This is a genomic window from uncultured Aliivibrio sp. (genome assembly GCF_946479765.1).
Classification (GTDB): domain Bacteria; phylum Pseudomonadota; class Gammaproteobacteria; order Enterobacterales; family Vibrionaceae; genus Aliivibrio.
Map to the genome: position 1 here is coordinate 46,219 of NZ_CAMLHO010000012.1, position 22,807 is coordinate 69,025.

Consider the following 22,807-nt stretch of genomic DNA (forward strand, 5'->3'; position numbering starts at 1 on the left):
TTAATCATCGTTAACTCCCTTAACTTAGTATGTAGACTATATACAGCTACTGTGATGAAAAAGATCACTTGTCGTTATTATTCTTTTTATCACACCTATTCAATACAATCCATTTACATCGCTTGATCACATCTTGTCACCTAGGATGACGCGGCATTAATCTACATTCGCTGTTATTAGATTTTCACATTAAAACACCGTACAATCAGCGCTAAATTTTGAGACGGTTCATTCCAAATGACACTTTCCAATAAGCCTCATATATAAACGACAATAGGTAGAGAAGTTTGCATACATTAGCGCAGTTACAATCCGGCGAATTACAAGGTATTACTCGATTACAATTAAGTGAAGGGATAACAGAGTTTCCACTTGAAATCTTATCCCTTGCTGACTCATTGGAAATCTTAGATTTATCGAATAATCAACTAACTACGCTACCGATTGAAATCACTCAATTACCTAAATTGAAGATCTTCTTTGCATCAAACAATCCATTTACTGTGTTCCCTGATGCTCTGGCGCAGTGTCCAAATCTTGAGATGATTGGATTCAAATCGTGTCAAATTCAGCATATTCCTGAAGATGCCTTTCCACCGAAACTGCGTTGGTTGATCTTAACGGATAACCAAGTTGAAGCATTGCCAAACTCATTAGGTAACTGCCACTTAATGCAGAAGCTAGCATTAGCGGGTAATAACCTAACTGAGCTACCAGCCAATTTATCTCAGCTACACAATCTTGAGTTATTGCGAATTTCAGCAAACCAGTTAGTCGAATGCCCAGAGCAATTGTTGGATTTACCAAAACTGGCGTGGTTTGCCTTTGCGGGAAATCCATTCTGTAAATCAGATTTAAAAGTAAAGTCAGTGCCGAGTCTTGCGTCTTCAAGTTACACCTTAGAAAACGTATTAGGCCAAGGTGCATCTGGTGTGATTTCTAAAGCACATTGGAATAACGAACAAACGGATTTCCCACAAGAGATTGCTGTTAAAGTCTTTAAAGGCGAAGTAACGAGTGATGGCTACCCAGAAGATGAATTACAAGCGTGTTTAAAAGTGGGCAATCACCCAAGCGTAGTGCAATCATTAGCGCAAGTGAGTGAAGATAATTACTTAGCGTTGATCATGAATTTGATCCCACCGCATTACAAAAACCTGGGTTTACCACCAAGTTTAGAAAGCTGTACTCGTGATACTTTCCCTGAAGGGTTTAGCTTATCGTTAGAGCACATCAATAAGATGGTTGCAGAAATGCGTAACGTGTTTGAACACCTGCATGATAACCAAGTCTGCCATGGGGATTTATACGCACACAACACCTTGTTTGATGAAGAGGCGAATATTATCTTTGGTGATTTTGGCGCAGCAAGTATGTATCACATGCTGACTGAAGCGCAGCAACAGAAAATAAGATTGATTGAAGAACGAGCACTTAATTACTTTGTAGACGACTTAATGAGTGTTTGCACGGACTAGATAAATTACACGCACATCAAGCTATATCGGGGATTTACAATGTAAACCTCAAGGATTATAAATACAAAAAAGCCTTAAACTCGTTAACTTGAAAGCAACGACTTTAAGGCCTTATTTTTGGATTTATTTTTGGAACGGATACACTGAACCTAACTGCATGATTTGAGTTAACTCATCCAATGCAGCTCGTGATTCTAATAACAATTGAGGATCTGCAAGATCATTATCGCCAATACGGTCACGGTAATGTTTATCAGCCCACTGATTTAGCGTTGTAAACAGGTGATCGTTCATCAAAGTATGTTGATTCACCGCTTTTTGCTCTGCTTCATTTAATACCACACGTAAACGAAGGCACGCTGGCCCCCCCCCGTTTTGCATACTCTGTTTTAAATCAAAGGTATGTAGCTCATCAATGCCACGCTTTTGCTCCACAAGCTCGTTTAAATAAGCCCACACTCTTGGGTTCTCACGACAATGTTGTGGAAGAATGATCAAGGTTTTACCATCCGACTTTGTTACTAATTGGCTATTGAACAAATACGTTTCTACGGCATCTTGAAGAGAGACTTTATCAGTTGGAACCTCAATAACATTAAAGCCAGAACCATAAGAAGCACTTAAATCAGACTTCACTTGTTCTTGATTCAAAAACGCTTGTTGATGACAAAATAACGTATTCTTATTACCGACAGCAATAACATCATTATGGAAAACCCCTTGGTCGATAACATCAGGGTTTTGTTGTGCAAACACAGTAAATTTATCACGCAAACCGTGTGTTCTTGCTATCGCTTCACTGGCTTCCAGTGTTTGTCGCGCAGGGTATTTTTTAGGTGCAGGGTAACTGTCATTAAACGCACTCTTACCAAACACAAAGAACTCGACACCTTGCTCGCCATACTCATTACAAAAGCGCGTATGGTTTGCTGCACCTTCATCACCAAAGTAATCACTGTGTGGTAAGGCTTCGTGATGTGCGAAATGTTTTTCATCAGCAAAAGTGGCTTTTAGAATATTACCTGTCACTTCATCTTCAATTGAGCGATGAAATTTATTAATGAGGTTTGCGGGCGTAAAGTGAATTTTTCCATCCGCCGTATCAGAGCTTGGGGATACTGTCGCTGCGTTTGCTGTCCACATACTTGAGGCTGAGCTACAAGCCGCGAGTAACTGAGGAGAATATTGATGTGATTGTTGCAATACATTCGCGTCTGACCCAGAAAAACCCAAACGGCGTAACGTAGCAATATCAGGGCGTTCTTGAGGTACTAATACCCCTTGAACAAACCCCATATCATGCAAAGCTTTCATCTTTTCTAAGCCTTGCTTCACCGCTTGTTTTGGATTGGAAGCACCTGATTTATTATTTTTAGAGGCAATATTTCCAACCGATAAACCACTGTAGTTATGCGTTGGCCCAACAAGACCATCAAAGTTCGCTTCAACTGCTTTCATATATTCCCTCATGACTGTTCTTTACTGCGTATTGAGTTCTTTGACTCAATCTATTTGGCTGATAGTAGCAAATTAAACTCAGTCAGCAGCATTTAATCTCATCAAACAAGCGCACAATCACAACTTTTATTTAACATTTATGCACTTTTAATTAACTATTCTCTGTAATCAAATATCTATGCAGATTTTTATTCTAACGATTAGTCATATCATAATTTATACGATGACCAATCATTTATTCATCGGTAAAAACTATTGAAATGATAGTTGATAATAACTCTCATTTACATATACTAATAATCATTCGCATTTACTGATGGCTTTATAATTATGATGACTACTAATTCATTCTCACAATCATTCTCATTTTCGCAGTTCTCACTGCAACACAAGCGTCTATTATTGCCTATTACATTACTCGCGTTAGTCACGGCGGAAACAACACGCACCATCACTGTCACTACTCTTTCTGATGCATTTTGGGCAGTTTCTACTTATGTGGCTTTCACGTTGGTCATTTATCATTACCTATCTAACATTATGAGTAAAACCAGCCGCATTACGGCCTTATATAATAAATCTCGTACCAACCAAGTTGTTTTCTCTTCTTTACTTGGTGCATTACCGGGCTGTGGCGGCGCTATCGTTGTTACCACTCAATACATTAGTGGCAAAGTAGGCTTTGGGTCAGTGGTTGCTGTTTTAACGGCTACCATGGGTGATGCGGCTTTCTTATTGATTGCAGCACAACCCAAAGTCGGATTTGGTGTGATGGTGTTAGGTGTGGTTGTTGGTGCCGTATCTGGCATCATCGTAAACGCCTTGCATAAAGACGACTTTTTACGCCCAGAAGCGAAAGACATTGTAGAACCTAAACGTGATATTCCTTGCTTACAAGTTAAGGCTATCAATCTACAAGGTGCATTTTGGAAGTGGGTATTAGTTCCTGCGACTATCGTTGCGGTATTAGGCTCTTTCCAAGTCGATATTAACCAATTGCTTCATGTTCCTGAGCACACGATTGAGTGGATAGGTGCGGTATTATCTATTGGTAGTATGCTGTTATGGTCATTAACTAAAGAGATCAGTGATTATCAATCAACGGTTTCTGAAGACAATAAATGTGTAACCTCCCACCCTATGCAAAAAGCAGCACAAGACACTAACTTTGTCTCAGCTTGGGTGATTGTGGCTTTCTTAATTTTTGAACTAACGACCTACTTTTCTGGCATTGATTTACACACGGTATTCTTAGGTTACGGTATGTGGATGCCACTGATTGGTTTAGCTATTGGTTTACTGCCGGGCTGTGGTCCTCAGATTTTAGTGACTAGTTTATACTTATCAGGCGCAATGCCGATGTCAGCACAGCTTTCAAATTCAATATCAAACGACGGTGATGCACTTTTCCCTGCGATTGCATTAGCACCAAAAGCCGCAATGGTCGCGACCTTCTACTCAGCAGTCCCTGCCTTTGTGGTTGGTTATGGTTACTACTTCTTATTTGAAATGTAACCCGTAGACCTTAATATCATAAAGCGAACTATAGCGAATATAAAGAAAGGCGACAGCATAATACTGTCGCCTTTTTTCAAATAGATAACCTATAAATACAATTACTTAGGTTGTTTTTTTAATACCATATCAATATCTTCAGCAGAATGACGCTCTGGTACTTGCTCCCACTCTTCGCCCCACCCACGATTGACAATTTTACCGCGCTGTACTGCTTCTCTGGCTTCAAGCATTTTTGCCCAGCGCACTACGTTGGTATAACTTTCTACTTGCAAAAACTCGGCAGCATCATACAAGTTACCTAATACCAAGTTGCCATACCACGGCCAAATCGCCATATCAGCAATACTGTATTCTTCCCCTGCAACGTAAGTATTTTTAGCAAGTTGCTTATCAAGTACGTCTAGTTGGCGTTTTGCTTCCATAGAAAAGCGGTTGATTGGGTATTCTTGTTTTTCATCAGCATACGCGTAAAAATGCCCAAAACCACCACCTAAGAATGGTGCAGAGCCTTGCGCCCAGAATAACCAATTAAAGGTTTGTGTTCTTGCACTGCCTTCTTTTGGTAAAAACTGGCCAAACTTTTCAGCAAGATGAACTAAAATAGAAGCGGATTCAAAAACATGAACTTCAGGATCAATCGAGTGATCCACTAATGCTGGGATTTTTGAATTTGGATTAACATCCACAAAGCCTGATGAGAATTGATCGCTCTCGCCAATATTAATCAAATACGCATCATACTCTGCTTCTTTAATGCCTAGTGCTAATAACTCCTCTAAAAGAATAGTTACCTTTTGTCCATTTGGTGTCGCCAAAGAATAAAGCTGTAAAGAATGCTCACCTACTGGAAGCTTTTTCTCATGCCTTGCACCTGATTCAGGGCTGTTTATATTTGCCCATTTATTACCGCCATCAGTGTCATTGACCCAAATTTTTGGTGGGGTGTATTCATTTTTCATCTTTAATTCCTTATCCATTTAGAAAATCAAGAGAGTTACTATTCTTAATATAGACGACTTTTGAGCAAGCCTATGGTTCCTTCTGATTTTTCATAATCAATTGGGAACTCTGTTAACTCATCCTTGGTTTTGAAAAATAAAGAAGGAAAGCCATTTTTTCCAATTGAGCGAGAAAATGTGATTTCATCGAGTAGCGCTTGATGTGTTTCTGGCGACAATAAATCCAGTTCAAATTTCGTCATATCTAAGTCAATGCTTCTAGCGCAATAAAGTAGAACCTCATTATCGCTTGGATTTTTCGCTTCTAAATAATACGCTTTTTGAATCGCCTCAAGCATCGCTAATTCAGCGCCTTGAGATCGTGCAGCAAGAATGGCACGACAAGAAGGATAGGTAGAACGGCGCGGTGTGTTTTTCTCCCAAAAATCATGATTGAAAGAAGTCCCTAAATAATTTTCAATTTTCTGCCAATATGAGGCGATTTGTATCTGCATCTCTTGTGGCATTGGTTCAGAGGAATCTGGCGCTAATCCACCAAGAACATAAACGATTTCGATATCATTAGAGATAGCTTGTTTTACTTTCTCCCATACCGGCTTGTAGCCCCAACACCATGAACACATTGGATCATAGACGTAATAAAGTATCGCTTTTTCTTCTGACATAATTTAATCCCTTTATATTAATATCAGTAATCGTTACTTTCATCATATGGGATGCATTACTTAATAGCAAAACCTCACTCTCTAATCACATCCTCAATAAAAGCTAATAGGCAGGTAAAAATCGAGTTCAAACTCTTCTTCTTCGTTTAAAAAATGATTTTTGTGATAACGAACATACGCCGGTGTTGATCTAAGTTTAAAGCCTGACGCCGGCAACCATTGCTCTAATACCGTACTGATCTGTGGTAACAATTGACCATAAATACCTTGTAATCGAAACACCGCATGTAACCCACCAGGGATCACCATTTGGTTCACTACCCCACGATATTTCAACGGTTTATCTATCGCAATACACGCCACATAACGGCATCTATCGAGATTGACCCACGCAGGGTTTGAATGATGCAAACCAAATTGTGTCGAGAAGTCTCGGTTCTCTGAATTCGCCCACGCTTTAAGTATTAACCACGCGTTTCTGATAGAGCGGTTATAACCGTCATGTCGAACATAGGCGGCTAATAACTCAGGGACTTCAATAATTTTAGGCGGCGGTAAATCTCTATCAGCAACCGCCAAGTACCCTGCTGCAATTTCTGGATCTTTTAAATACGGCTTATCTGATATTTGTAAATCATGCTTACGCCACTCTCCCGGAGACATATCAAAGGTTGATTTGAACGCTCGACTAAATGAAGACAGTGAACTAAATCCACATGTATTCGCAATATCCAAAACGGTCGATTTCGTATCAAACATTAGCTGATTCGCTGCATATTCCATGCGTGTTCGACGAATATACTGATGAATAGACTCCCCAACCACTTGTTTAAAGATGCGATGAAAATGCTGTTCAGAGTAAGCGGCAACTTCAGCTAAGTCTTTTGCTGCAAGCTCTTGGCTGATATCTTGATGAATATAAAACAAGACATCATTAATTCTTGATATGTGTTGTTGGCTCATAAATTTAAAATAGCATAAATGGACATATTTATAAGCATAAACGGACAAACAAAGTTAATCAACGCCTTGTACTATCAAGAGATAAAATAAATAAGATAATAATGGGAACACATATGGAAATAGCTCATTCATTGCAACAGATCCAATCTTCTTACATCAGAGAGATCTTAGCAGCAGCCACGGACAAGAATGTTATCTCTCTCGCAGGCGGATTACCTGATGAGAAAACGTTCCCAATTGATTTAATGAAACCGACATTAGAAAGCCTATCTGATATGCCAGAAGTCTTTCAATACGGTGCAACAGCAGGTTACGGCCCTCTGTTAGACCTACTGACAGAAATGTACCAATTACCAGAAACACACATGCCGATGATCTGTACAGGTTCTCAACAAGGCTTAGACCTTATCGCTCGTGCTTATGTTAATCCAAATGATACCGTTGTTATGGAAGCACCGAGCTACCTTGGGGCAATGCAGGTCTTTGGTTTAGTGCAAGCGAACATCGCAACCATTTCTCAAACCGAGTTTGGCCCTAATCTTGAAGAGCTAGAACAGTGCTTTATTCAAGAGTCACCAAAAATGTTTTACGCCGTGCCTGATTTTCACAACCCGACTGGTGTATGTTGGTCGTTAGAAACACGTAAGAAAGTGGCTGAGTTGTGTATTAAATACAAAGTCGCGTTCATTGAAGATGCCCCGTACCGTGAACTGCGTTTTACCGGTGAAGCACTGCCAATGGTGTCAACCTTCTGCCCTGACGATTCTATCGTACTGCGTTCATTCTCAAAAATTGCCTCTCCGGGTTTACGAATTGGTGCGGTAACAGGTAAGAAAAGCTACTTAGAACCACTGATCAAAGTAAAACAAGGGGCGGATTTACATTCAAGTGTCCCAATGCAAGCCCTATTGGTTGGCCTATTAAAACACCCTGATTTTGGTCTGCATATGGAACAAATTCAGTCACTATACAAACAACGTTATGATGTTTTATTCGCAGAGCTACAAAAGCAATTGCCTGAAACCTGCGTACTGAACCCAGTAGATGGCGGTATGTTTATTTGGTTATCTATTCCAGATTGCGATACGTTTGCCCTAGCTAAAACATTAATCGCTAATGGCGTTGCGGTTGTACCAAGCCCTGTTTTTTATCCAAAACCAGAAGGCACACCCTCTGCATTACGCTTAAACTTTACTAATGCTAATGCTGAAGAGTTGGTTGAAGCGGTAGGTCGTTTAACTAAAGTATTGAATGAAGCGCTGAACTAAGCGTAGACTAATAATCACTATATTTATAATTTGAGTAGTATATAAATGAAAATATTCAGTAATTTTGAAAGTGGTAATATCCATGTAGTCGCAGCGAATACGCCTGATGATATTCAGTTAACTATTCCTGCTGATAACCAAACTGAGATCGCTCAGTGGTTTCATTTTCGTCTAGAAAGCCAACCTCAACAGCAGCATTCATTTAAGATTTTAGGGTTAGCAAAATCTGCTTATCCAGAAGGTTGGCAAGACTACGATGTGGTTGCTTCTTATGATCGTGAAAAGTGGTTCCGTATCCCGACTAAATTTGATGGTGATACGCTTAGCTTTAACGTTATGCCTGAGTACCGTTCAATGTACTTCGCGTACTTTGCGCCTTACTCGTACGATCGTCACCAAGATTTATTGCACGGTGCACAAACGCACCACAGCTGCCAATTAGAAACTCTGGGCGTTACGTTGGACAATAACGACATCAGTATTCTAACGATTGGTGAACCAGAAGAAGGCAAAAAGAACATTTGGATCACCGGCCGTCAACACCCTGGTGAAACAATGGCGGAATGGTTCATTGAAGGTCTACTATCTCGTTTATTAGATGAAACTGACACCGTTGGTCGTGCCCTACTTGATAGCGCGGTATTCCACATCGTTCCTAACATGAACCCAGATGGCAGTATCCGTGGACACCTACGTACTAACAGCATTGGCGTGAACTTAAACCGTGAATGGCAAACACCATCAATGGAAAGATCACCTGAAGTATTCTTAGTTCGTGAACGTATGTTAGCCACAGGCGTTGACATGTTCTTAGACATTCACGGCGATGAAGCAATTCCATACAACTTCGTTGCCGGTAGTGAAGGTATTCCTTCTTACAATGAACGTATTGCGAAACTTGAAACCACATTCAAGCAAGCATTACTGGTTATCACGCCTGAGTTCCAAGATGACATTGGCTACGATAAAGACGCTCCGGGTACAGCAAACTTAACGGTTGGCTCTAACTGGGTAGGCGAACAATTCAAATGTCTTTCTTATACTGTTGAAATGCCATTTAAAGATCACATTAGCCACGCTGATGAGCTTTATGGTTGGTCTCCAGAGCGAAGCGTTGCCTTTGGTCAAGACGTATTAGCTGCCGTTTGGGCGACAGTTGGCGAGCTTTAATTAGCCACGTCATCACCATATCTACAGGTTATAAAATGAAAAAAAACCGATCTTATGATCGGTTTTTTTATCTATTCATGACTGGGATTGATATTACTATTGCTGCACTTTAGATTGGAGCTCTGTACCCGCTTCTCTTAATAAATTAAACGGTGATAAAATCACACCTTTTACCGCCCCTTGTGTCGCTAGCTGAGAAAGCTCTTCCGTTTTATCAATAATCTGATCCGCTTTTAACATGATAGGTGGAATTTCATTGCGTAATCTTTCTGATTCGTTAATGATCGCCGGAATGGTGGTTACGCGGTATCCCTTACTTTCAACAAACGCTTTAGGAAATACTTGTTCACGATAATGTTTTAATTCTACCAATGCGGTTGGCACTGTCTTCTCATTTACTGCGTTCATTACCGTAATAACATCAGGCAAGGATTCAGTTCGAATAGATTTTACTTCATTAAGGATCAATGGGATTTTACGGTCTACCGACGCTATCGTTTGGTTTACGTTATTGACAGTACTTTTAACCTCACTGACTAGAGTTAATACTTGAGGGGTCAACTCTTCAATATGTTTTGCCAATAGTAACCATTGGTTTATTTCAAGTTTATCAGCCGTCTTATTTATCTCTTTCATCAACTCAGGGTAGCTATCTACAACGGTATTAATCGAATGGGTAAATGAATAAATAGTATAACCAAGATAAAAAATTGAAATTGCCAATAAGGCTTGTATTGCCATTGCGAGTCTAGCCATGTGTATGGTCCATAAAATAAGTTATAGTCGCTACCTTACGACACCTATAAAAATAGGAACAGGACTATTTAACAAACAATTTTTTAGCTTAATCACTTTTCTTTTGCAATAACATTTATTTTTCAATCTTCATTACTTGATATTCTTTTTTAATCCGACTATATTAATCGTGTTTTTACGATTAATTAGCGAACTGATAATGACAACTCAATGCCAACCGACAGACAAGTGTACCTTTTCAACTTCGGAACAAGATCTGAAGCAAGAAAAAGAATTTGCAACACTCGCTAAAGCATTAGCGCACCCTGCTCGTGTTCGTATTCTGAAGATTTTATCAACATTAGAAAAATCAGGTGGCTGTTTAAACAGTGATTTAGTTTCTGAACTCGGCTTAGCACAATCAACCGTATCAGAGCATTTACGTGTATTGAAACAAGCAGGCTTTATTACTGCTGAATCTATACCACCAAAAATGTGTTACCGAATTAACCGAGAATGCATTGCTCAATTTGATCAATTAACCAATCAAATTTTAATGTAATTCCCAACATTACAAGTTTAAACATCATCACGTTACTTATTTAACACCTATAATCTGTATGAATAAGAACGTGATTATTTTTAGCTATATCAATCGCAATTCGACGATACTCGATTGATACAGCACTATTTACGAAACCAATAATTTATTAGATAAAACCGTAAGGAGGTTTTATGCAACCTAAGCTCAGTTTTCTTGACCGATATCTAACACTATGGATTTTTCTAGCGATGGCTATCGGCGTTTTCATTGGCGTCCAGTTTCCTCAAGTTGCAGAATGGAATGAATCCATGTCGGTAGGAACAACCAATATTCCTCTCGCTATTGGCCTGATTTTAATGATGTATCCGCCATTAGCTAAAGTGAACTACAACCTACTTGGTAGCGTTGTAAAAGACAAACAAGCCATCACATTATCGCTTGTTATGAACTGGATTGTGGGTCCAATATTAATGTTCATCTTAGCACTGACATTTTTAGGCGATCACCCTGGTTATATGGTTGGCATCATCCTTATTGGCCTAGCTCGCTGTATTGCTATGGTATTAGTTTGGAACGACATTGGCGGTGGTAATAAAGAGTATGGCGCGGCATTAGTGGCGATTAACTCTGCGTTTCAAATCGTTACTTACAGCTTAATGGCGTGGTTATTCATCAGTGTACTTCCACCAGTGTTTGGTTATGAGAGCATGGTCGTTGATATCTCTATGATGGACATCGCAGAAAGTGTGCTTATCTATTTGGGTATCCCTTTCCTTGCTGGTTTCTTAAGCCGTAAGATCTTAGTCTCACAAAAAGGCGAAGAATGGTATAACACGGTTTTCATTCCAAAAATCTCACCAATCACTTTGATTGCGTTACTTGGTACTATTGTTCTTATGTTTAGCTTAAAAGGTGAAATGATCCTTGAGCTACCAATGGACGTGGTTCGCATTGCTATTCCACTAACGATCTATTTTGTCTTAATGTTTTTCTCTAGCTTCTTTATCGGTAAGAAAATGGGCATTCCTTATGATAAGAACGCCTCTATCGCTTTTACCGCAACAGGTAATAACTTTGAGCTAGCGATTGCGGTTTCTATTGCGGTATTTGGGTTGAACTCAGATCAAGCGTTTGCCGGTGTAATTGGCCCTCTGATTGAGGTTCCTGTATTAATCGCATTGGTTAATGTGGCGTTGAGAATGAAAGGGAAATCAGAAGAGAAATAAACCAAACAACCATTTTATTCGCTAATTCATTATCCATCTAAGATTGAACCATACTAGTTAATGATGTATTTTTAACATCACCTAATATCCTAACTTCTCAGCTTTCTATTGGTGCATGCAATGAAACCTTCTATCGAAAAAGTCTTACTTCAAATCGCTCTAGATCTTAGCTCTAACTTATCCAGTGATTTGCACTACCAACGCTTAATCTCTTCGATTCATCAGGTGTTCCCTTGTGATGCCAGTGCTTTGTTTGTCTTAGACCATGATGGCTGCTTAAAACCTGTCGCCGTTCAAGGACTGTCCACCGCCGTATTAGGTCGTTGTTTTCCACCAAAAGTACACCCTCGATTACAAGCCATTTTAGAGAGCAAGCACCCTGTCCGTTTTGAATCCAATTCAGACTTACCAGACCCCTTTGATGGCTTATTATTGGTGGATGAACACGTCAGTATTGAAGTACATGATTGCCTGGGTTGTAGCTTGTATGTGGAAGACACCTTGGTTGGCGTATTAACTTTAGACGCTTTAGAGGTGGGGGCGTTTAAAAAGATAGATAACATCACCATCGAAACCTTTGCGGCCTTGGCCGCGGCCACCTTGCATAATAAGGCACTAATAGAAACGCTAAAAAACAGTAACCAGCAACAGAAATCAATCAATCAAGCGTTAATTCAACAAGCCCGAAATCAAAAAGGTGAATTGATTGGGATTAGCCCTCAAATTGACCGATTACGTAATAATATCAAGATGGTAGCCTCTTCTGATTACGCAGTACTCATCAGTGGTGAAACCGGATCAGGCAAAGAGTTGGTCGCTCATTCTGTTCACGAGCAATCTCTGCGTAATGAGCAAGCGATGATTTATGTAAACTGTGCAGCACTGCCAGAGTCTCTCGCGGAAAGTGAATTATTTGGTCATGTAAAAGGCGCATTTACTGGCGCAAATAACCATCGAGCCGGTAAGTTTGAATTGGCGGATAACGGCACCATATTTTTGGATGAAATTGGCGAGTTACCGCTACTAATTCAAGCCAAATTATTACGTGTGATTCAACAAGGTGAAGTGCAGCGTGTCGGCTCAGATAAAAACGTCATGGTAAACGTACGCATCATCGCAGCCACCAATCGAAACTTAGCGCACGAAGTAGAAACAGGACGCTTTAGAGCTGACTTGTTTCACCGTTTAAATGTATTCCCAATTAACGTTCCCCCACTGCGCGATCGTGAGGGTGATATTTCAGTATTGGCAGGGTATTTATTAGACAAAGTTCGCACTCAATTTAACGTTCCGAATCTTCATATTCATCCACGAACCTTAACGCATTTAGAAAACAGTCCATGGTTAGGAAATGTACGAGAACTTGAACATACGTTAATGCGTGCTGGGCTTCGAGCGATACAAGACAGCGACACGAGCATTACTCTTGCACACTTTCTAGGAGACGTTGAACACACCGACGATGTAAAAATAACAACAGCCTTTCTACCTAAAGAAAGTAAACCTATGCGAGAGCTAGTCGAAAGCTACCAAAAACAATTAATTGAGCACGCTTTATCCGAATCGAATGGAACATGGTCACAAGCTGCTGAATTTTTGCAAATGGACAGAGGAAATTTGTACCGCATGGGTAAGAAATTTGGTTTATAAAACAACCTTATTTAACCTGATGATGTATTTATCACAACAAGCACGATGTCATAAATACATCCGCACGTAAAGAAAAGAAAATAAAAACACTGTAAATCAATAACTTAAGCATGGCACGCCCTGTGCAATAGAGAACCCATCAATGTAGAGTCAAGTCTCGATTAGTTCAGCAATTTGCTCAAGGTAGCAAAACGCACTGACCTAACAGGATTTGAACAATATGTATTCAATGACTGGAGTTCCAACTATGTTCTGTATCCAATGTGAGCAAACAATTCAAACACCGACAACGAAAGGCTGTTCTTTTGCACAAGGTATGTGTGGTAAAACAGCAGAAGTATCTGACTTACAAGATATTCTAGTTTACACACTACAAGGTGTTTCTTTCTGGGCAGAACAAGGTCGTAAAGTAAATGTAGTGATTGATGAGATCGATCACTGGGCACCAAAAGCCTTCTTCGCAACACTAACAAACGTTAACTTTGACCCTGAGCGTGTTATCGAATTCGCACTGCAAGCACACGCTTACAAAAAACAACTTGAAGAACAAGTTCGTGCAGCGGCATTGTTATCAAACACTGAATTATCTGAGCTTTCTCCTGCAGCACTATTTGATTTACCAACCAACGTAGAAGAATTAATCGCATTGGCACCACAAGCGGCCGTTAACCGTGGTCACGATTCAGAGCATGAAGATGTGATTGGTCTACGTCTACTTTGTCTATACGGCCTAAAAGGCGCAGCCGCTTACATGGAGCATGCTCGTGTTCTTGGTCAAACTGACGACGCGGTGTTTGCTGAATATCATGAAATCATGGCGTGGTTAGGCACTGATCCTACCGATCTTGGTGAGTTATTAGATTGTTCAATGAAAATTGGCCTAATGAACTACCGTGTAATGGAAATGCTAGATGCCGGTGAAACAAAAACATTTGGTCACCCAGAGCCTTCACAAGTAAACGTAAAAACTATCGAAGGTAAATGTATTCTGGTTTCTGGCCATGACTTACATGACTTAGAAAAAATCCTTCAACAAACGGAAGGCAAAGGCATTAACGTTTACACCAACGGTGAAATGCTTCCTGCTCACTCTTACCCTGAGCTTAAAAAATACCCTCACCTTGTAGGTAACTACGGCAGTGCATGGCAGAACCAGCAAAAAGAATTTGCTAACTTCCCTGGTGCTATCGTAATGACATCAAACTGCCTATTGAACCCAAATGTAGGTCAATATGCAGATCGTCTATTTACTCGTAGTATCGTAGGCTGGCCTGGTGTTGCTCACTTAGAAGGTGACGATTTCACAGCGGTTGTTGATTGTGCATTAGCGCAAGAAGGCTTTAAGCATAACGAAATAGAACAAATGATCACGGTTGGATTTGGTCGTAACGCACTAATGGCAGCTGCACCTGCGGTTATTGAACAAGTTAAAGAAGGCAACATCAGCCACTTCTTCCTTGTTGGTGGCTGTGATGGTGACAAAGCAGAGCGTAGCTACTTTACCGACTTTACCGCTCAAGTACCTGACGATTCAATTATCCTAACGCTTGCTTGTGGTAAATTCCGTTTCAACAAAAATCAATTTGGCGATATTAATGGTATCCCGCGTTTATTGGATGTTGGTCAATGTAATGATGCTTACTCAGCTATTCAACTCGCACTTGCACTAGCAAAAGAGTTTGATTGTGGCATTAACGAACTTCCATTAACGCTGGTACTTTCTTGGTTCGAGCAAAAAGCGATTGTTATCCTATTAACTCTATTTGCTCTTGGCGTAAAAGGCATTTACACAGGCCCGACTGCCCCTGCGTTCTTAACCGATAACCTACTTGCGATTATTCAAGATAAGTTTGATATGCGTAGTATCACGACGGTTGAAGACGATCTAAAAACGATTTTAACGGCGTAATCTACGCTTAGTTTTACTAATTTATGCCTCAGTTATCTGGGGCATTTTTCGCTATAAAGCGAGCAATAACTTCTAAGTAATAGAGAAAAAACATGACACAATTTATTTGGCCAATAACCCCAGTTCAACTTCGTTGTAATAAAAAATGGTTTGAAACCACTGATACCATTAGCTTACAACTGACAAGCCAACATCAAGAAAGCTTTGATTTTAAACCGGGTCAATTTATTAGTGTCGGTATTGAAATTGAAGGTAAGATGGAATATCGCGCCTACTCTATCAGCTCAATACCAAATCAAGATTTTCTGCAATTAACCATTAAACGTGTTGATGGCGGCAAAGTATCAAACTACTTAATTGATCAACTAAGTGAAGGGGACGAGGTTGCCGTTTTAGCACCTACAGGTCCATTCAACTCAATCGATTGTGAACCAAGAAAAAAAGTCGCGTTATTAAGTGCCGGTTGTGGCATTACACCGGTTATGTCGATGGCAAAAACTTGGATAGCTCAAGATATTGAGATCGATATTACCTTTATCCATATGGTAAAAAACAAAGAACAAACCATCTTTTTTAAAGAACTTGAGCAGCTACATGAGACTCACGCCAACTTTCATTTAAAACTGTTATTAAAAGATAATGCAGAGACAACTCACCCACAAGGACGCCTAGATCAAGAGTGGTTACATACGCTTTGTCCTGATCTAGCAGATCGCACGGTTTACTTATGCGGTCCTAACTTATTTATGCAAGACATGAAAACCAATGTCGAAAACCTTGGTTTAGATATGGCGCACTTCTTTCAAGAAAGCTTTACTCCTATTGAAGCCGAAGTAAGTAACACTGAAGACCCATCTGGTGTGGTTCAATTTGAAGTCCCTGCATTTGGCGTTTCAAAAGAAATAGCAAAAGGCTCAACACTCGCTGATGTTTTAGAAGAAAGTGGCGTACCGATCATTATCGCCTGTCGCAGCGGTATGTGTGGCTCGTGCAAATGTAAGGTAGATAAAGGCGAAGTAAGCCGAACCAGTATAGAAACACTGAGCGAAGAAGACATTGCCCAAGGGTATACGCTTGCGTGTTCAAGCCAAGTGCAAAGTGATGTAGAAGTAAGTTTGGTTTAATCTCAGCCCAAATAAATAGCGTCCATGTCTTATTATTCAATGACAAAAGCCGATAATTGCTTGTCATATACAAAGTAATTATCGGCTTTTTGCTTATTTATTCTAAAGAAGTCACTACACCAACAGCGCACTGTTCACTTTAATAATCAGCTTCTTCACTGCTGCCGGCTTATCATCAACAGCAACCAATGGGCGATGTGGTTGCTTAGGAGTGAAGATAATAAACTCTCCAGCCGTTAACGTGACAAATTGCTCATCTTTCACGTCGTTGCTAAAAGCAATGTCTTTCTCTTCAAGATAGTCATCTTCAATCGACAGTAACGGATATTCACTGTATCCAAAGGTTTCTGTGCCTTCTAATATCAATTGTACATCAAGGTATTTATGATGAATTTCAGAGCGACGTTTTTCTCTTAACTCGGTTTTATCATCAACAATAAAATACACCGACTCATCATAAGATAATGGGTAATTCCCAACCTCTGTATTGTTGGCAGTTTGCTCTTTTACTTTCTGAATAATCTCAATGATAACAGGGTGTAATGCAGCCCCTTGAATATCGTCACTCCATTTACCTTTAAACAAAATAGCCTCTCAATGATATCGATTATGAAGTTCAAAATAGTAGCATGAGATATTGATATCAGTAAGATATAATGCTGTTTAAAAGTGACTTTTAATGAGGCTTCATGGCTAAACCAAACGCAACTTATCTCGTGCGAGTGCATAGTGCAAAAATGCTGATAGACCATGCTATGAAATATTATGGTTTAACCTATGCCGATTTTGATATGCCTCCTCACTTATTTGATTATCAACTAAAATTGATGCCATTAAGCGATCTCGAAGCGCTACTCTGTAAAATTGAATTATTAACCCAAGATCCAGCGTACACTGCAAAGTTGACACAATCAGACAGTTTGAAACAGTTTGGCCCTTTTGTGCAGTTACTAGCAAGCTCGACCAATTTGGGTATGGCAATCAAGCGTATGAACACCATACATAATGCGCTTCAGTCTGGGGTGCAAGTCAATATGCTACTTAGCGGCTCGATTGCAAAATGGCGAATTTTAACGCCAACAATGCTTCCTCAAGCTCGTATCCATGAGAGTATTTTGGCGGCGGGATCATTCGTTCGATTACTAAAACTATTCCATGGCGATGACTATCAACCCGTCGCCATTCACTTATCAGGTAACATGATTGGTAAAACAGGAGAAATCGAGGCTATCTTTAACTGCCCTATCGTGTGGAACAGTCCAAATACTCAAGTCTGGTTTCCTGTTAAAGACATCACTTGCCCTCGCCGCTTTAAGCTACCGACGTCACAAGTAAAGGCATTTACCGTAGAACAAGCCATGAGTTATATGCTTATTCCACAACCCCAAGATACATTAAAAGTGGTGTTTGAACTCACTAAATATGCCTTGTTTTATGGTTTCCCAACGCTTGAATTTGTCGCGCAGAAAATGGGGATGAAACCTCTTACTCTTCAACGTCGCTTACAAGATCAAAGCATTGCCTTTTCCGATATTGTCCACCACAGCATTTGTGATGAGGCTATCGCATTAATGGGTAGTGATTTATCAATGCAAGAAATTGCACACCGAGTTGGCTATAAAACGACGGCTTCATTTTCTGTTGCGTTTAAGCGCATGTACGGCGTTACTCCGGTTCAATACAGAAAAACATTGCTTTAAACTCTAAACAAAAACATCCGAATACATCAATGTTAGCTATAGTTTGATATATAAAAATAGATTCAATCGACATATTACTCTATTTACCTTCATGCTTACTGCTCATTATTATTTAAGGTACATCATTTATGAGTTTAGTCAGCATGCCCTTTGTTGGATCAGGTCAGGATCTTGGGCTGCATATTGCTGCGAGCGTCGTCATGATAGGAAGTATTGTCGCTATCGCGTATGGTTTCTGGAAACTTCATGAACTACCAATCAACAAAGCACACAGTAAACAACACCAACAAATAGGACTGATTACTGCCCTCACCTGGATAGGATTTGTCTGGCATTGGGTCTGGGTTTTAGCCGTGATTTGTGCTTTTGTCGATGCAGAAAAAGCATTAATTAAAATTCGTGATATTTGGCATCAACCAACTTCACCATCACAGACACAAGCACAAACGCCAATAACAGAAACTGGCACAACGCAGCCAACTCAAGAGGAGAACCACAATGCTTGAGGGATTAGCGGTATGGGCTCTGTTTATTTATCTTCTTCGTCTGGTTGGAATGCCTTGGAATAAATTTACTCAAGGGTTTGCTTATATTGGTGGCGGATCTTGGCTATTATTTGTCTGGGCGGGCTTACTTAATTTCACGCCGATGGATCTTTCTGGCGGCTCTGTGGTGCAATCTCCACATATTCAACTTCGTCCTGCGAGTACGCAAATTAAAGGGGTTGTCACTCAGATCCACGTGAAACCAAACCAAGAGATCACAAAAGGCCAATTGGTTTATGAGATTGATGATGAGTTATATCAAATCGCACTCAATAAAACAGAAGTCTCATTAGAAGCCAGTGATATTGCGCTTGAAGTTGCGCAGCAAAATGTGAAACTGGCACGCCAAGCTATCACCGCATCAGAAAGCGATATCGTGGTTAGCCAAAAACAAATTGAAGCAAAAAAACAAGATTTGAAGTACAAAAAACTCACATTACAACGCTATATTAAACAAAACAGTAAAGTAAAAAATACCATTACTCAAAGCACGCTAGATGAACAAGGTACCTTGGTATCCATTGGTGAAATCGAAGTGGCAAGTGCCATTGCTCAGCTAGATAAAGCCAAACTTGCCAATGAAAGAGCACTGCTTGATTTTGATAACGCAAAGCTAGGTGTAAAAGCCAAAGAAAGTGAGCTTGCAAGTGCAAAAGAAAGCGTCGCTCAAGCACAATGGAATTTGGACAACACTAAAGTCTATGCCCCTGCTGATGGTTATGTAACAAACTTTATTCTGCGTGAAGGTCAATATATTGGTGCCGTTCCGCGTATGCAAATGTACACCAATGAAAAATACGTATTAATGCGAGTTAATCATCAAGCAATACGCAATGTGACGGTTGGTCGTCCTGCTGAGTTCTCTAGCCCGGTTTATCCTGGAAAAGTGTTTGTGGCTGAGGTAGAAGGCATTGTTGAGGCAACAGGGGAAGCACAAGGTAATTTACTAGGCCGAGAAATGAATGTTCGCCAAACGACAGGATTAAACGTCAATAATAAGCACCACTTTGTACGTTTAAAACTGGAAGAAGGTGAAGGCTATGATATTCCTGTTGGCTCCGTTGGTTTAGCATGGATATCTGGAGAGAAACCCGTTGGCTTTATGGCTTTCTTAGATGTCATTCGTGGGATTATTATCCGTATGAAATCACAAATTTACTTCTTCTATTCATTGTGATTTTTGGCTACTTTTAGCCCCATAGTTCACTCTCTCGAACTATGGGGCTTTTTTATCTTTCTATTTTTTGTAGCCGTTAGTTTAAACCCATTTCCAATATCATTAATTCAACGTCTCTTTAATTTCATCAGAGCTAAAGCCATGAGAATACAGATACGCATAGGCTTTGCTTTTGTCTTTTGAGTTACTCAAATCAAAGCGTTTTTTATCTAATCTTGCTTGGCAGTTCTCATAAAAATCAATCGAACCATCCATCTCTAGCTTTTCAATTTCTTCATCAAACGTAGATATATCGATCAGTTTTTGTTTTAGCTCTCGTTTAATAACAGACTTACCTTTTAGCTTACGGGCAAGCTTCTCTATCTCTTTAACGAGATCCGCTTTATCGGCTTTTATTTGCATTTTAGAAGGCAGTGCTGATGCGATTGGGTGAGATTTGATTGCCTCTCGAACATCGGCAGATTTAAAGCCAAATTTAGTCAAGGTAGCATATAGTTTATCACTCGATAATGAGTCTAAATTCATATCAGCCAATCGGTTATTCAATAATGTTATTTCACACACTTCATCGCGATTAGATACATACGCAATCGCGTCATTAACGATGGATTCATTGATCCCTTTTTCTCTCAATTTAGACAAAATAAACTGACTGCCTTTTTCGCCACTAAAGGCCATTTCAACAAAATTAATCGCAAAGTTCTTATCTGATTTTAAATAACCACGTTCAACTAAATCATTCAAAACCGTATCAATCCATTCTTGATTATCGGTTTTAGCGATCAATTTCTTACGTAATTCATCAATAGTTCTATCTTTGGCTTCAAGATGATAAAAAGCACTGCCATACACGTTATCAATAGTTTTTGCAGGTTTTACGGGACGTTGACTGAACATGATGACCTCTGGTGCTAATGAGCTTATGAGCTTATGAGCTTATGAGCTTATGAGCTTATGAGCTTATGAGCTTATGAGCTTATGAGAACCGAATTTACCGTATCCCACGCTAATATGCTATCAATCTACGCTAATAACCAAGTTTAATAATTAAAGTTATCTGTATCGATGAACGTTTTATGATATTTTCACTCCATAACAGTAAGCAACTTCAACAATGAAAGGCACAAAATGACGTCTCTTGTTCATGTAAAGCACGTATCTAAACAATATTCTGACTCAAATCAGCAAGCGATTAATGACATCAGTTTTGATCTTAATGCAGGGCAAGTTTTAGGTTTACTCGGTCACAATGGCGCAGGAAAATCAACACTGATCAATGCCTTACTCGGTGCACATCGCTATCAAGGTGACATTAGCATTAATGGCTTGCATCCTATCGACCAACACGCTGAGTTAATGCAGCACCTTGCTTATATTTCAGATGTAAATGTTTTACCCGAATGGATGAGCATAACGCAATTATTAAAATACACTTCAGGCATTCACCCTAGTTTTAATATTGATAAAGCGACTGCCGTTTTAGCAAATACCAACATCAAGCTAAAAAGTACCATTAAAAGCCTATCTAAAGGCATGAAGGTACAAGTTCATTTAGCCATCGTGATTGCAACAAATACAAAAGTACTAATTTTAGATGAGCCTACATTAGGATTGGATTTATTATACCGCGATACCTTTTATCAGCATTTAACGTCTTGGTTTAACGCGGGTGAACGCTGTTTGATTATTGCAAGTCATGAGGTGTCTGAAATTGAGCGCTTATTAACGGATGTTCTAATATTAAAACAAGGCCGAATAGTGAAACAAGAAAACATGGAGAACATCCCACAGGGCACGTTAGCTAAGCTCTTTATCTCACTTCAAAAGGAGTCAATCTAATGCGTCCATTTCTATTTATGCTTGAAAAAGAATTCATTGAACATAAAACTGTTACGCGTGTTCCGCTGTTTATTCTTCTTTGTGGTGTGATACTTTTTATCAGTTTGATGATGAACACAAGCCTGCAAGATAACCTATTTATTTCAGTCCAAACTCAAGGTGATTTCACGCCATTTTCGACTGAGTTTTCTGATGATTTACAAAGGATGTCGAGTTTTATGGCTGGCATTCTGTCATTAGCGCTAACAACGACCTACTTCTCAAAAACTCTCAGAAAAGAACGTAAAGAAGGCAGCTCTGCATTTTGGCGCAGTATGCCAATATCAAGTCAGTATACGCATGCCGTAAAACTGGCATTTGGTCTGATTGTGATCCCATTGATCTTCTCTTTACTTGTATTAGTTGCGAACCTTTGCTTCTGGATCATTAGTTTATCAAGTGACACCGTTTTAGTGATGCTTCATGAGCACACGTCCTTTATCTCGATTATCACCAACTGGCTACAATTTATGGGCCGCATGATGTTAGTTAGCCTTGTAATGTTACCGATGGCCGCGTTAATCCTTAGTATTTCACAAGTTAGTAACTCACCATTAATTGTTGTTTTTTTAGGGGGTTATGCTCTGAAAGTAATGTCTACGTGGATATTAGGATTGGATGGGATTGCGGTGTTTTTAACGCATATTTATAAAATACCTACAACAATTTTACTCTCGAACAATCCACTAATGAGTTTTGCGAATGCAGGCATTGGCTTTCTAGTCCTTTATTTATTTATTGGGGTTATTGCTCTATTTATGAGTGTTTCTTTGTATCGTACTACTGAGCTCTCTTGGCAATCACTCAATCCAAATTGGTTATTTACAAAATAGTTTATCT

21 protein-coding genes are annotated in these 22,807 nt (G+C 39.7%); 14 read left to right on the forward strand and 7 right to left on the reverse strand.

What is annotated here, in order from left to right; all coding sequences use genetic code 11:
* Nucleotides 1-287 precede the first annotated feature (287 nt).
* Nucleotides 288-1,478 (forward strand): leucine-rich repeat-containing protein kinase family protein, encoded by a 1,191-nt coding sequence (locus tag Q1K78_RS06695; protein WP_300175746.1) that lies wholly within the window; start codon nt 288-290, stop codon nt 1,476-1,478.
* Nucleotides 1,479-1,601: 123 nt separating this feature from the next.
* On the opposite strand, the gene astB is transcribed toward Q1K78_RS06695, so the two are convergent.
* Nucleotides 1,602-2,936 (reverse strand): N-succinylarginine dihydrolase, encoded by a 1,335-nt coding sequence (gene astB, locus Q1K78_RS06700; protein WP_300175749.1) that lies wholly within the window; start codon nt 2,934-2,936, stop codon nt 1,602-1,604.
* A gap of 330 nt (nt 2,937-3,266) precedes the next feature.
* On the opposite strand from astB, the gene Q1K78_RS06705 reads away from it, so the two are divergent.
* Nucleotides 3,267-4,451 (forward strand): putative manganese transporter, encoded by a 1,185-nt coding sequence (locus Q1K78_RS06705; protein WP_300175752.1) that lies wholly within the window; start codon nt 3,267-3,269, stop codon nt 4,449-4,451.
* A 101-nt stretch (nt 4,452-4,552) separates the two neighbouring features.
* Here Q1K78_RS06705 and yghU read toward each other — a convergent pair whose 3' ends face one another.
* The 3 genes from yghU to Q1K78_RS06720 all read right to left on the reverse strand — a co-directional run bounded on the left by yghU (nt 4,553) and on the right by Q1K78_RS06720 (nt 7,041).
* Entirely contained in the window at nt 4,553-5,413 is an 861-nt protein-coding gene (gene yghU, locus Q1K78_RS06710) for a glutathione-dependent disulfide-bond oxidoreductase (RefSeq protein WP_300175755.1), read from the reverse strand.
* A 44-nt stretch (nt 5,414-5,457) separates the two neighbouring features.
* Nucleotides 5,458-6,078 (reverse strand): DsbA family protein, encoded by a 621-nt coding sequence (locus Q1K78_RS06715; RefSeq protein WP_300175758.1) that lies wholly within the window; start codon nt 6,076-6,078, stop codon nt 5,458-5,460.
* A 93-nt stretch (nt 6,079-6,171) separates the two neighbouring features.
* Complete coding sequence (locus tag Q1K78_RS06720) at nt 6,172-7,041, reverse strand: GyrI-like domain-containing protein (RefSeq protein ID WP_300175761.1); 870 nt, start codon at nt 7,039-7,041, stop codon at nt 6,172-6,174.
* 113 nt (nt 7,042-7,154) lie between these two features.
* On the opposite strand from Q1K78_RS06720, the gene Q1K78_RS06725 reads away from it, so the two are divergent.
* Together Q1K78_RS06725 and Q1K78_RS06730 are read left to right on the forward strand one after the other, a co-directional pair.
* Nucleotides 7,155-8,309, forward strand: coding sequence for a PLP-dependent aminotransferase family protein (locus Q1K78_RS06725; RefSeq protein WP_300175764.1), 1,155 nt, complete (start codon nt 7,155-7,157; stop codon nt 8,307-8,309).
* Between the two features lie 45 nt (nt 8,310-8,354).
* Nucleotides 8,355-9,479 carry a M14-type cytosolic carboxypeptidase gene (locus tag Q1K78_RS06730; RefSeq protein WP_300175767.1) on the forward strand — a complete coding sequence of 375 codons (1,125 nt, stop codon included), beginning with the start codon at nt 8,355-8,357 and terminating at the stop codon, nt 9,477-9,479.
* A gap of 96 nt (nt 9,480-9,575) precedes the next feature.
* On the opposite strand, the gene Q1K78_RS06735 is transcribed toward Q1K78_RS06730, so the two are convergent.
* Nucleotides 9,576-10,235 (reverse strand): hypothetical protein, encoded by a 660-nt coding sequence (locus Q1K78_RS06735; protein WP_300175770.1) that lies wholly within the window; start codon nt 10,233-10,235, stop codon nt 9,576-9,578.
* Between the two features lie 199 nt (nt 10,236-10,434).
* On the opposite strand from Q1K78_RS06735, the gene Q1K78_RS06740 reads away from it, so the two are divergent.
* The 5 genes from Q1K78_RS06740 to Q1K78_RS06760 all read left to right on the forward strand — a co-directional run bounded on the left by Q1K78_RS06740 (nt 10,435) and on the right by Q1K78_RS06760 (nt 16,667).
* Nucleotides 10,435-10,776, forward strand: coding sequence for a winged helix-turn-helix domain-containing protein (locus tag Q1K78_RS06740; protein WP_300175773.1), 342 nt, complete (start codon nt 10,435-10,437; stop codon nt 10,774-10,776).
* Between the two features lie 173 nt (nt 10,777-10,949).
* Nucleotides 10,950-11,984, forward strand: coding sequence for an ACR3 family arsenite efflux transporter (gene arsB / locus Q1K78_RS06745; protein ID WP_300175776.1), 1,035 nt, complete (start codon nt 10,950-10,952; stop codon nt 11,982-11,984).
* 120 nt (nt 11,985-12,104) lie between these two features.
* On the forward strand, nt 12,105-13,634 hold the full coding sequence (norR, locus tag Q1K78_RS06750) for a nitric oxide reductase transcriptional regulator NorR (protein WP_300175779.1): 1,530 nt from the start codon (nt 12,105-12,107) through the stop codon (nt 13,632-13,634).
* 247 nt (nt 13,635-13,881) lie between these two features.
* Nucleotides 13,882-15,543 carry a hydroxylamine reductase gene (gene hcp, locus Q1K78_RS06755; protein ID WP_300175844.1) on the forward strand — a complete coding sequence of 554 codons (1,662 nt, stop codon included), beginning with the start codon at nt 13,882-13,884 and terminating at the stop codon, nt 15,541-15,543.
* A gap of 92 nt (nt 15,544-15,635) precedes the next feature.
* Nucleotides 15,636-16,667: a hybrid-cluster NAD(P)-dependent oxidoreductase gene (locus Q1K78_RS06760; RefSeq protein WP_300175782.1), complete on the forward strand. Its 1,032-nt coding sequence runs from the start codon at nt 15,636-15,638 to the stop codon at nt 16,665-16,667.
* Between the two features lie 114 nt (nt 16,668-16,781).
* Here Q1K78_RS06760 and Q1K78_RS06765 read toward each other — a convergent pair whose 3' ends face one another.
* On the reverse strand, nt 16,782-17,252 hold the full coding sequence (locus Q1K78_RS06765; RefSeq protein ID WP_300175784.1) for a YhcH/YjgK/YiaL family protein: 471 nt from the start codon (nt 17,250-17,252) through the stop codon (nt 16,782-16,784).
* A gap of 104 nt (nt 17,253-17,356) precedes the next feature.
* Here Q1K78_RS06765 and Q1K78_RS06770 point away from each other — a divergent pair, with 104 nt between their 5' ends.
* From Q1K78_RS06770 to Q1K78_RS06780, 3 genes are all read left to right on the forward strand, one after another.
* Nucleotides 17,357-18,367, forward strand: a complete 1,011-nt coding sequence (locus tag Q1K78_RS06770) for an AraC family transcriptional regulator (RefSeq protein WP_300175787.1) — start codon at nt 17,357-17,359, stop codon at nt 18,365-18,367.
* Nucleotides 18,368-18,495: 128 nt separating this feature from the next.
* Nucleotides 18,496-18,873 (forward strand): MFS transporter, encoded by a 378-nt coding sequence (locus Q1K78_RS06775; RefSeq protein WP_300175790.1) that lies wholly within the window; start codon nt 18,496-18,498, stop codon nt 18,871-18,873.
* Entirely contained in the window at nt 18,866-20,089 is a 1,224-nt protein-coding gene (locus Q1K78_RS06780) for an efflux RND transporter periplasmic adaptor subunit (RefSeq protein WP_300175793.1), read from the forward strand. Before Q1K78_RS06775 ends, Q1K78_RS06780 begins: the two co-directional genes overlap by 8 nt.
* Before the next feature lie 102 nt (nt 20,090-20,191).
* On the opposite strand, the gene Q1K78_RS06785 is transcribed toward Q1K78_RS06780, so the two are convergent.
* A complete protein-coding gene (locus tag Q1K78_RS06785; RefSeq protein WP_300175796.1) occupies nt 20,192-20,986 on the reverse strand; it encodes a RecX family transcriptional regulator in 795 nt (264 codons plus the stop codon).
* A gap of 231 nt (nt 20,987-21,217) precedes the next feature.
* Between Q1K78_RS06785 and Q1K78_RS06790 the strand changes: the two genes are divergently transcribed.
* Together Q1K78_RS06790 and Q1K78_RS06795 are read left to right on the forward strand one after the other, a co-directional pair.
* Nucleotides 21,218-21,928 (forward strand): ABC transporter ATP-binding protein, encoded by a 711-nt coding sequence (locus Q1K78_RS06790; RefSeq protein WP_300175799.1) that lies wholly within the window; start codon nt 21,218-21,220, stop codon nt 21,926-21,928.
* Nucleotides 21,928-22,800, forward strand: coding sequence for a hypothetical protein (locus tag Q1K78_RS06795; RefSeq protein ID WP_300175802.1), 873 nt, complete (start codon nt 21,928-21,930; stop codon nt 22,798-22,800). The genes Q1K78_RS06790 and Q1K78_RS06795 overlap by 1 nt, the downstream gene beginning before the upstream one ends.
* The last annotated feature ends 7 nt before the right edge of the window (nt 22,801-22,807 follow it).